The following is an 11,160-nucleotide window of genomic DNA, read 5'->3' as shown; positions in this document are numbered from 1 at the left end:
TGCCCGGACTGTCGAGGGCCGTCGGGAATCGCGAGCCGGCAAGCGGAAGCCAAGGTGCGCATTGCACTTGGGGCAATCCACAAGCTCGTCCACGGCTGTTGATAGTCTATCGCCGGCTCGCGGCGCAGGCTATCGCCGACCTGGCGACGGGGCTCGCCGTCCGGCGGACCTGGCCGGAGTAAGTCGCGAGAAGGACGCAGTTATCGTGGCTTTTTCGATGCCACTTTGGGGGTACTCTTCTTGGCCGAGGTGGCTGGTTTCTTGGCGGCCGGCTTCGCCGCCGGAGCAGCTTTGGCCTTGGCCGCCGATTTCTTGCCGTCACCTTTCGCCTTGGGAGTGGCGGGAGCGGGCGCCTTCTCGGGAACAGGGGTGCGCTTGGCGGCGGCCGCTTCCTCGTGCGCTGCTTTGGCCGCGGCAACCTTCTTGGCGATGGCCTTGGCGGCGGCCAACCGCTTGGCCTCTTCGGCTTTCTTCTGTTCGGCCTTGGCCGCGGCCTGCGCCTCGGCGATCTGCTTCTTGGTCGGACGCTTCGGCAGATTGTCCTTGGCTGCCGGATTGATCTCGACCAGGATCTCGTGCAGGCTCGGCGCGTAAGGATTCACTGCGTATTCCGCGCCCAACTGGTGCAGCAACGACGCGAACTCGACGCCTTTGCTCTTGGGAATTGCGCGTTCAAGTCCGGTCACGGCACCGGCGGCGACTTCCTTGGGATCGGCCAGCCCGACGACCGACAAGGCAGCCAAGGTCGAGCGGTCCAGTGGAATCGCGTGACCGCCCAGGGCCACCTGCGTGAGAAAGGAGACGCCGAAGCGCGTGACGCCGTCCATCTTTTCGAGCTTTTGCTGGCTCTGCGACAGCTTCAACTTGCGCAGAGAGTCGAGCTCGAACGTATACGTGGCCTCGAAGACGTGCTGCAGCGCGCGGCGCAGGCGAGCGGCGGCCTCGGCCGGCCCGGGCAAGGGGCTGAGCACTTCGGCCAGTTCCTTGACCGTGCTCACGCGGACCTCGTTCCAGTCGAAGAATTGTTCCTGCAACATCGCGAAGCATTGCTCGGCCGGGCCGTAAGGAGCATCTTCGAGCAGACAGGCGAACAAGAGCTGTTCGAGGGTCGGGCGTTCGGTCGGCGTCCAGGGCTTGTAGTGCTTGCGGAGCACCTTCTGCAGCCGAGCGATCAAGGCGTTGCGATTCAGGTTGGGCATGCTTCGAAATCGTCAATCGGATGGTGGAGTCGAACGGTAATCCAGGAGCGGCAGGCACTCCCAGGCACTACGACGCCGGTTCCGACGGCTCTTCGTCGGGGGTCGGCGCCGGCGGGGGCAATTCATCCGCGGCCAGCGAGCCGTGGTCTGCGAGATCGAGTTCGGCCGCGGCGGGATGGTCCGGAGGGAGCACCTCGCGCAGCAGCTTGGCCATGGCGATCGAGCGCTTGACGCCCTGATCGAGCACGAACTGCAGCCGCGGCGTATACCGGGTGTCGATGCGGTTCTTGAGCTTGCTTTGCAGATAGCCGGCAGCGTTTTGCAGGCCGCGCAGGCTCAGCTCTTGCTTGGTCGTGTCGCCCATGACCGACACATTGACCTTGGCGCTGCGCAAATCCGGCGCGACCTCGACGGAGGTGACCGTGACGTCCTGAATGCGCGGATCGTTCAAATCGGTGAGGATGGCCATGCCGACCACCTCACGAATCGCTTCGGCAACTTTCAGGACGCGTCGAGAGCTCATGACCAAGCGCGGCAAATAACGGGCGAAACAGACAGGCACGGCTTACAGCGTGCGGGCAACTTCCTCGATCTTGTAGGCTTCGAGCACGTCGCCTTCCTTGAGGTCGTTGTAGTTCGCCAGGCGGATGCCGCACTCGAACCCCTCACGGACTTCTTTGGCATCGTCCTTTTCGCGGCGCAACGAGCCCAAGCCATAGTCGCCGATGACGCGGTTCTCGCGGATCAAGCGGATCCGGCAATTGCGCTCGATGGTGCCCGACAACACCCGGCAGCCCGCCACGGTGCCCACGCGGCTGATCGTGAACAGCCTCAGCACCAGCGCCCGGCCCAACTCCGTCTCGCGCTCTTCGGGCTTGAGCATGCCTTCCAAGGCGGCTTTCAAGTCCTCGGCCAACTTGTAGATGATGTCGTAGCGGCGAATCTGCACCCGCCGCTGATCGGCCATGGCGCGGGCCTTTTCGTCGGGCACGACGTTGAAACCGATGATCACCGCGTCCGAGGCATCGGCCAGGTAGACGTCGGCCTCGGTAATCCCGCCGACCGTGGCCTGCAGCACTTTCACCTGCACCTCGGGATGCGAGAGCTTCAATAGCTCCTTTTGAATCGCCTCGATCGAACCGCGGGTATCGGCCCGCAGGATCAAGTTCAAGGTTGGCGTATCGGTGCCGATATGGTCGAGCAGGTTTTCGAGGGTGATGTGCGTGCGCCCGCCGCCCAGCGCGACCTTGCGGCTTTGGGCCGCACGCTGCTCGGCGATCTCGCGGGCCTGGGTGATGTCGTCGAGCACATAGAAGTGCTCGCCGGCGCCCGGGGCGATGTCGAGCCCGGTCACGTTGACGGGCGTCGAGGGCCCCACTTCTTGATAGGTCTTGCGGCCGTCGAGCGTGTCGTACATGGCCTTGACGCGGCCGTGCGCGGCGCCGCAGACGATGACGTCGCCCACGTGCAGGGTGCCTTTCTGCACGATCAGCTTGGCCATGACGCCGCGCTCCTCGTGCAGCTCGGACTCGAGGCAGGTGCCCAGCGCCTGCCGATGCGGATTGGCGCGATAGTCGTGCAACTCGGCCAGCGTGAGGATCGTTTCGAGCAGCGTGTCCACGCCTTGGCCGGTCAGTGCGCTACATTTGCAGACTTCGGTTTCGCCGCCCCATTCACTCGGCAGCAAATCGTTGGCCGCGAGCTGTTCGTAGATGCGATTGATGTTGATGCCCGGCAAGTCGATCTTGTTGAGCGCCACGACCAGCGGCACGCCGGCGGCACGGGCATGGCTGATCGCCTCTTCGGTCTGCGGCATGATGCCGTCGTCGGCCGCCACGACGAGCACGGCGACGTCGGTGACGTTGGCGCCGCGGGCCCGCATCTCGGTAAACGCCTCGTGGCCGGGCGTATCGACGAAGGCAATCGGGCGGCCGTTGTTTTCGACGCGATAGGCGCGGATGTGCTGGGTAATGCCGCCGCTTTCGCCGCTGACGACGTTGGTCCCGATGATCCGGTCCAAGAGCGAGGTCTTGCCGTGGTCGACGTGGCCCAGGAAAGTCACGATCGGCGGACGAGGTTCGAGCGTCTCGGCGCTGTCTTCCTGCTGCTCGAGCGACGTGAGCACCTGGTCCTCGATGCTGAGCGGGCGCTTCACTTCGAGCTCGATGCCCAGCTCGATGCCGAGGAATTCCAATGTTTCGGCGTCCATCTCGGCGTTGATGTTGCCCATCTTGCCGAGCGCCAGGAGCTTGCCGAGCACCATCCGCGCCGGGATGCCTGCCGTCTCGCACAGGCTGCGCACCGTGCAGGGCAGTTCGATGGTCACCTTGCCTTTGTGCGGCGCGAGCGAAGTCGAGCCCCCGCGTCGCTGCCGGGTGATCCGCCGTGAGGGTCCGCTGTCCCCTTCGTCCTCGGGGCGGGGGCGGTCGGTCTGGGCTCGCTTGCGCTTGAGTTGACGCAACTCGCGCCCACCGAGATCAACGGCTTCGCCCGTGGCCGCGACTTCTTTGGGGCCGCCGGTGCGGCGACGTTCACGCCCCGGAGTCAGGTCGAGCGGCGGCGTGGCGGGCTGTGGACCGCGCGGCCCTCCCGGGGGCGAAGGCGTGGCCGATGGCGGTGAGGTGGTCTCGGCGTCGCGCCGCCGGGCCTCGTGCTTACGCATGTGCTCCTGCAGCGGCTTGCTGCCGAGCTTGCTTGCCCGAATCGCGTCGGGCGGCAATTTGATGTCGGGCTTCTGCGGGGCCGGCTCGCTACTGGCGGCCGGCGCAACGGGTTGCTGCGAAGGCGGCAACGGCGCCAGTTTGATCGCCGGGGCCGATTTCGGCGGAGCATCGCCGGCCGGGGGCTTGCGCCGCTGGTCGCCGGCCGGACGTTCGGTGCGGGGCGGCATGACCGGCGGGCGTCCGCTCGCACCAGTCGGGGCGACGTAATCTTCGCGCCGCATGGCATCGCGCGACGGGGGCTGCGGAGCGAGCGGAGCGCTCGGCGGCGCGGGGGCCGCAGGCGCAGCCGGCTTGGGAGGAGCATGGCGCGCTGCGCCACCGGCCAGGTAGGCCTTGAGCTTGACGACTTCTTCGTCCGTCAGGCTCGCCAGCGCCGACCCCTTGCCCGTGACACCCGCCTTCGCGCAGATGTCGACGAGCTCTTTGCTGTCGATTTTCAGCTCTTTTGCGAGCGAATAGATCCGCAATGCCAAAGGTCATTCTCCCGTCAGGTGTTCCGGCCGTGGGTTCGTACGCACCCCGGTTCCGGAAACCGTCTTGCGCAATTACCACTTCATTCCGCGTCTCCTGTTGGATGCCCGCCTTGCCTGGCCGTGCGCCCAGAGGCCACGGTCACGCAAGCGTTCATGTCGCCAGTCGGCTGCCCGTGCCGCGGCCAATGCCGCAGGTCACAGGGCCAACCAGTGCCAACTCGCCACTCGGTAGGACCGTCGGACACGCGTTGGGTCGGGGTCTCGAACGGTCCCGGCCATGCGCCGACGATCTACTCAGTCATCGAGCCGACTCACGCGTCGGTCGCCACTTCCCCCGTTCCGGCCGTGTCTGCGCCTTCCGACGATTCGGAAACCTCTGCCGACTCAGCCGGGGCTTCGGCGGCGGTCTCCCCGTCGCCTTCCGCCTCGGCGACGGGTTCGGCCACGGCGGCTGCCTCCGCTTCGCCGGCGGCACGCTCTTGCTCGCGTTGGCGGCGGCGCTGATCGGCAGCGGCGGCCTCGGCCTCGGCGGCTTTCGCCTCGGCCTGGGCGACGATGTGGTTGACCTGCTCTTCCGTCAAATCACCCATTTCCATCAGGGCGTCGGGCTCAATGACGGACAGATCATCGTAGGTCAAAAAGCCTTCGCCCACCAGCCTCTCGCTCAAACTCTCTTCGACCCCCTCGATCGAACAGAAACCGGCCACGGCCCGTTCGATCTGCTCGTCCAGCTCCTCGCGGGTCATGATCTCGATGTCCCAGCCGCAGAGCTTGCTCGCCAGCCGGACATTCTGGCCGCGGCGGCCGATGGCCAGTGATAGCTGGTCCTCGCGCACAAGCACAATGGCCCGGCCGAGCATCTGGCACAGGATTACCTCGTCGACCTCGGCCGGCTGGAGGGCATTGGGGATCAGCGTTTGCATATCGTCGCTCCAGCGGACGATATCGATGCGCTCGCCGCCCAGTTCTTCGACGATGTTCTTGATGCGATTGCCGCGCACGCCCACGCAGGCGCCAACGCAATCGACCCGCTGATCACTCGAGCTGACCGCCACCTTGGTCCGATAGCCGGGCTCGCGAGCCATGGCGCGGATCTCGATCACGCCGTCGCTGATTTCCGGAATCTCCTGCTCGAACAACCGGCGGACCAGGTCGGCGCGCGTGCGGCTCAGGATCACCTTGACCCGGGTGCCCTGCTTGCGGACCTCGCAGACCACGGCCCGGACGCGTTCGTTGGCGTGATACGATTCGCCAGGAATCTGCTCGCTGCGCGGCAGCAGTGCTTCGACGTTGGTCAATTGGACCGTGGCGACGCCGCCTTCGAACCGTTGGACGACGCCGTTGACCAACTGGCCCTTCATCGCGTCGTATTCGTCGTAGAGCGCGTCGCGTTCGGCCTCGCGAATCTTTTGGATCATCACCTGCTTGGCGGTCTGCGCGCCGATGCGGCCGACGGTTTCTTCTGGGTCGAGCGCTTCGCCGTTGCGCGAGCTGGTGATCGAACCGTCGGTGCGGTCGATTTTGACGATGATCTCGTCTTCTTCGCCGTAGTGTTTCTTGGCGGCCGACACGAGCGCCGCCTCGATGCCTTCGAAGACAATTTCCTTGTCGATGTTCTTGTCGCGATGGATCGAGTCGACCAGCCGCAGAATTTCACTGGCGTTCATGGTTGTGCGTTTCCACCCCGGTGTGCGGCCGGGGTTCCGGGTTCGAGTTGTCCGAATTGTCCAGGTTGTCCGAGTTGTGTTCCGCAAACCCTAGCGCCGCCGCCGTCGCCACGCGATCGCGGCCCGCTGGTTTGCGTGCTGCAGTCTCCCTCAAAACAAAAAAGGCAACGTTCCCTATCCGACGGCCACACATCGTGCGGCCACCGGCAGGACCGTTCCCCGGCTGCTCAAATCCCAGGTTGTGGGGCCAGCCGGCGCTGCGCGTCGGGGCGGCCATCGTTCGATGTTTGGCGGACGCGTCTGCTTCAACTGGCCGGAGGCCAGAGCAAACTGTCGCCCGTCACCGCGTCGAACCAATGAGCCGCACTCGTCGCGAAGCCGAACTGGAGCACGTCGCCCGGGGCGACGCTCAGTCGAGCCTCCCGTTTGGCCACTAGCGTTGTCGCGGCATCCGGCTCGCCCGGCGGTGCCAGCACCGTGAGGTGCACGACCGTCGCGTCCCCCAAGGGCTCCACCGTGGCGATTCTGCCGGTGGCGGAAACCCCGGAGCTCGCCAGCGGGTCGGCCCCCAGCCAAACGGCCTCGGGACGGACACCTAGCACAAGCTCGCGGCCAAGCCTCCTTTGTACCGCTTCCAGGCCCTTGCTGTCGACCGGAACTCGCAGCCCGGGCGTGCGAAACTCGAGCCCCGCTTCTGCCGGCGCCAGCGTGCCCATCACGAAGTTCATGGGAGGCGTCCCCAAGAAGCCCGCTACGAACCGATTACAGGGTCGGTCATAAAGATCCAAAGGCGCGCCGAGCTGCTGCAGGCGCCCTTGGTGCATCAGGGCGATCCGGTCGCCCAGGGTCATGGCCTCGATCTGATCGTGAGTCACGTAGATCATCGTGGTGGCCAGCCTCCGCTGCAGCGCGCGGATCTCGCGGCGCATCTCGACCCGTAAACGGGCATCGAGGTTCGAGAGCGGTTCGTCCAGCAGGTACACGGCCGGCTCCCGCACCAGGGCCCGGCCGAGTGCGACACGTTGCCGCTGCCCACCCGAAAGTTGCGCGGGGCGCCGTTCGAGCAGTGCACCCAGGTCGAGCAGCTCGGCCACCCGGCGGACACGGGCTTCGATGCACCGGCGGCGTTCGGCGACGTCTTTACCCAGCTTGCCACCCAGGAGCCAGCCGCCGACGCGCCTCAAATAGCCTGGCCCCTGGCGCAGTTCGAGTCCGAAGGCCAGGTTTTGATAGACCGACATGTGGGGATAGAGGGCATAGTTCTGAAACACCATCGCCACGTCGCGATCCTTGGGCAGCACGTCGTTGACGACGCGGCCGCCGATGCGAATCGTGCCTTGGTTCGACTCTTCCAGTCCGGCGACCAGCCGCAGGGAAGTGGTCTTGCCGCACCCGCTAGGACCGACGAGGACCAGCAGCTCCTGGTCTTGTACGTCGAGCGTCAAACGATCGACCGCCACGGTACCGTTGGCAAAGACGCGAGAAACCCCGTCGAACGAAACGCACGCCATGAAGCTGCCGGATCGTAGGAAAAATGCCAGGACGAGCCCTGCCCGCACATCGCCAACGGCCGTGGCGGGTCGGCCAATTATGGCGCTGAGGGCCGGTCGAGTCGAACGACCGTCAGGACCTCGGGACGAGAAAGCTGAGGTGGTGGGCCGTGTGGATGCAGTGCAGCCGTACGAGCGTGGCCTTGTCGAGCGGGCCGAACAGGGGTGAAGGATGCAGCGGGCCTTCGTGGCCCTCCAATCGTGCGACGGCCGCTTTGAGCTGGGCCACGCCGTCCCGATCGTTACCTCCCGAGGGCTGGACCGTGCGCTTGTCCGTTGCCCCGCCCGCGGGCCATTCACCCCGTTCTAAGACCTGTCGGAGAAATCGAGGTGCCCAAGTCTTGCTCAGCAGCCAGGCCATCACGTTGAGCGGAAAGGCAAACGCTGGAAAGCCGTCGAGCGGATACAGCATCACCGCCGCGAGGTGACGGCAGCATTGGTTCAGGTCCCAGTTGCCAGCCCGATCGTAACCACAGGCCAGCAAATGCTCGGCGTCGCGCACCGCCTCGTCGAGCGTGGCGAACTTTAGTGCTCGTCGCCTGGACCGGCTTGCCGCAGCCGCATCGCCGTCCATCGTTCGCCTACCTTTGCGTCGATTATCGGCCGTCCCATGCGCCGACGACGATCGCCGTGGCCTGCCCCTGCGGCGTGAAATTCAGATTCACAAAGTTCTGGCCCGCCGGTTCGTCGTCGCGCGTCACGGCGCGTACCGGACACTCGGGGTCGGGCGTCGTGTAGTTCAGCACGGGAAACAACCGGCCGTTATGCAGAGCCAGGACGCTCGCCACCAACTCGACCGCGCCGCAGCCGGCGCCCAGGTTGCCGAAGTTCGACTTGGCGGCCACCGTCGGTACGTCGCGTGCCCGGTCGCCGAAAGCCGCACCAATCGCGCGGGCCTCGTCCGCGTCGGCCGAATGGGTTGCCAGGCCGTGCGCATGCACATGACCGATCTGGGCCGGTGAAAGTCCTGCGTCCGCGAGCGCCAGGCGCAGGGCATTGGCCGCGGCCCGGTCGCGCTGGGCGACGCGCTGGCGATCGACCACGGTCGAGGAGCCGAAGCCGAGCACCTCGGCCAGGATCTTCGCACCGCGCCGTTGGGCCGACTCGAGCGATTCGAGGATCACGGCCCCCGCTCCTTCGCCGAATACGGTGCCGCAGCGATTGCGGTCGAACGGGCGGCAGGCCTGCTCCGGCGGAACGTCGGTGGCGGTTTCCTCCAGCAGCAGCGCGTGTACGGCCTTCATCGGGTGGATGCGCGTGCCGGTCGCACCGGCCACCATGATCTCCGCGCTGCCGCGTTGAATCGTCCGCAGCGCCTCGCCGATCGCCGCGTTCGATGCCGCCTCGCGCTGAGTCAACGAGTTGTTGGGCCCGCGCAGGTCGTTATAGATCGCCACATGGCAGGCCGGCATGTTGGGCAGGTACTTGAGCAGCCACAGCGGCGTCATTTGCCGCATCCCTTCGCCGCCCCAGCGGGGGTACTGAAACCGGCGACGATCCAAGCCAGCGGCAGCGTCACCCGCACTCGTATCCAGGCACGCCGCAACGGCGGCGCTCAGCTCGTCGGGATCGGTCAACATGTAGTCCGAGCCGTAGACGATGCCGATCCGCTCCGGCTCGTAGCGTCCATCGGGGGTCGTTTCGTCGACCAGCCCTGCATGGGCCAATGCCCGCTGCGCCGCGGCCACGCCCATTTGCGTTTCGCGGCACATCAACTTGAGCGCTTTGCGGATGGCTTTCTTGCGGGCCGATTCGAGCGGACCAAAATCGTCGATCTCGCCGCGGAACTGCTCGGCCGGCGCGCCCAAATCGGTGCTCAGGCCGCGGCCGTCGACCCATTCGAGACGTCCAATGGCGCTGCGGCGTTCGCTCAATCCGGACCACAATTCGTCGAGCGTGTTGCCCAGCGGGCAGATCACGCCCATCCCGGTGATCACGACCCGCCGCGATTGCGAGGAACTTGCCATAAATTGCCGTCGTCCGTGCCGCCTTGATATGCCAAAAACACGGAGATTTTACTGGCCTGCGGCGAGACCGTCGAGTTCAACGAGCGCCCGCCGGCGGGCCGCGCCGGGGCCGGTCCCGGAGTTGATGCCCTGCTATCGAGCGGTGAATCACACGATTCGCCGCGGCCTTAGAACAGCTCGGCGATCGGTTCGCCGTTTTCGACGATCGGTCTAGGACGCCCGCGAAAATCGAGGTACGTCGCGTCGAGCGGCACTTCCATGTGGCGAAAGATCGTCGCTGCCAGGTCACCCGGCGTCACGGGGCGATGCTTGATCTGGCCGCCGTCGCGCTCTGTAGCGCCGATTACTTGGCCGTGGCGAAGTCCGCCGCCGGCGAGCGTCATCGACGACACGCTCGGCCAATGATCGCGGCCGTCGGTGCTGCCCTGGGTCCCCAAATGCGGCGTGCGGCCAAATTCGCCCATCGCGATCACCAAGACCTGATCCAGCAGCCCGCGTTCTTCCAGATCGCCCACCAGCGTCGTCAGCACGTGATCGAACACGGGTAGCAAGGGTCGCAACCCGTTCCAGATGCCGCCATAGGGCGGGATGTTGTCGCCGTGCGTGTCCCAGGTGCCCGAGGCCGTGTGATTGCTCAAGTCGATCGTCACGAAACTAACGCCGGCTTCGACCAGTCGCCGCGCGAGCAGCGCTTGCCGGCTCCACCCATGCTCGCCGTAGCGCGCCAGCACGATTTCCGGCTCGCGCGACAGATCGAATGCCTCGCGGGCCCGCTGTCCGGCCACGATTTCGACCGCCTGCTGGCCGTAACTGTCCAGTGCTGCCAGTTGGCCCGTGCGGTCCAAATCGCGCCGCAGCCGGTCGAAATCCGCGAGCAGCGCCCGGCGGTTGTTCAGCCGAGCCTCGTCGAGTCCGCGGGGCAGCTCGAACAGCCGCGCGGCGTCCTTGGCGACGAACGGGTCGTATTGCTTGCCCAAATAACCGGCCCACGCGAGGTGGCTGCGGTCTTGCAGGTTGAGCGATACGTAGGCCGGCATCCGCGGATCGTTCGCCCCGCGGAACCGCGCCACCAGCGAGCCGATGGCCGGATACTTGTCGCCGTCGCGATTGAGCCGAGGTTCGGCCTCGCTGTTGCCGGTCTGGATGACGTGGTTGGGCTCGTGATTCGAGTGCCGGGCATCGACCGAGCGGATCAACGTCATGCGGTCGAGCAAGGCCGCCTGCTTGGGCAGATATTCGCACAGCCGCACGCCGGGGAGCGCCGACGGGATCGTGCCGAAGGGCCCCCGAATCTCGGCAGGCGCGTCGGGCTTGAGGTCCCAGGTATCGATATGGCTGGGCCCGCCGGTCATCCACAGCAGGATGACGCTTTTCGTCGAGGCGGCCGGACGGCCGGCAGCCCAGGCCTCGGCCCGCTGTCGCAGCAACCCCGGCACGGACAACCCAGCCAACCCGGCGAGGCTCGCCTTGAGCACACTCCGCCGACCGTAGCACACCAGGCCCTCACGCACCCGGGGATTGAGCGCGGTGAACGCATGTTCGCCGTGAGTGAAAGAAGGCTGGCGCGTGGACATCGTCGTG

At 66.1% G+C, this 11,160-nt stretch carries 8 protein-coding genes; all 8 read right to left on the bottom strand.

The features are described 5' to 3' along the window. Window positions 1-200 precede the first annotated feature (200 nt). On the bottom strand, window positions 201-1,199 hold the full coding sequence (locus K1X74_10170) for a hypothetical protein (protein MBX7166699.1): 999 nt from the start codon (window positions 1,197-1,199) through the stop codon (window positions 201-203). 67 nt (window positions 1,200-1,266) lie between these two features. Then, window positions 1,267-1,722, bottom strand: a complete 456-nt coding sequence (gene rbfA, locus K1X74_10165) for a 30S ribosome-binding factor RbfA (GenBank protein ID MBX7166698.1) — start codon at window positions 1,720-1,722, stop codon at window positions 1,267-1,269. A gap of 42 nt (window positions 1,723-1,764) precedes the next feature. After that, window positions 1,765-4,395: a translation initiation factor IF-2 gene (gene infB, locus K1X74_10160; protein MBX7166697.1), complete on the bottom strand. Its 2,631-nt coding sequence runs from the start codon at window positions 4,393-4,395 to the stop codon at window positions 1,765-1,767. Window positions 4,396-4,706: 311 nt separating this feature from the next. Beyond that, complete coding sequence (nusA, locus tag K1X74_10155; protein ID MBX7166696.1) at window positions 4,707-6,062, bottom strand: transcription termination factor NusA; 1,356 nt, start codon at window positions 6,060-6,062, stop codon at window positions 4,707-4,709. A gap of 305 nt (window positions 6,063-6,367) precedes the next feature. After that, window positions 6,368-7,573 (bottom strand): ATP-binding cassette domain-containing protein, encoded by a 1,206-nt coding sequence (locus tag K1X74_10150; GenBank protein ID MBX7166695.1) that lies wholly within the window; start codon window positions 7,571-7,573, stop codon window positions 6,368-6,370. Window positions 7,574-7,685: 112 nt separating this feature from the next. Further along, window positions 7,686-8,186, bottom strand: coding sequence for a DUF1569 domain-containing protein (locus K1X74_10145; protein MBX7166694.1), 501 nt, complete (start codon window positions 8,184-8,186; stop codon window positions 7,686-7,688). A 22-nt stretch (window positions 8,187-8,208) separates the two neighbouring features. After that, a complete protein-coding gene (locus K1X74_10140; GenBank protein ID MBX7166693.1) occupies window positions 8,209-9,579 on the bottom strand; it encodes a beta-ketoacyl-[acyl-carrier-protein] synthase family protein in 1,371 nt (456 codons plus the stop codon). A 167-nt stretch (window positions 9,580-9,746) separates the two neighbouring features. Continuing rightward, window positions 9,747-11,153 (bottom strand): DUF1501 domain-containing protein, encoded by a 1,407-nt coding sequence (locus tag K1X74_10135; protein ID MBX7166692.1) that lies wholly within the window; start codon window positions 11,151-11,153, stop codon window positions 9,747-9,749. Window positions 11,154-11,160 lie beyond the last annotated feature (7 nt).

This window comes from Pirellulales bacterium, from assembly GCA_019694435.1.
Taxonomy (GTDB): Bacteria; Planctomycetota; Planctomycetia; order Pirellulales; family JAEUIK01; genus JAIBBZ01.
Note: the sequence above shows the minus strand (reverse complement) of the source record. Positions and strands in the feature narration are given on the sequence as shown.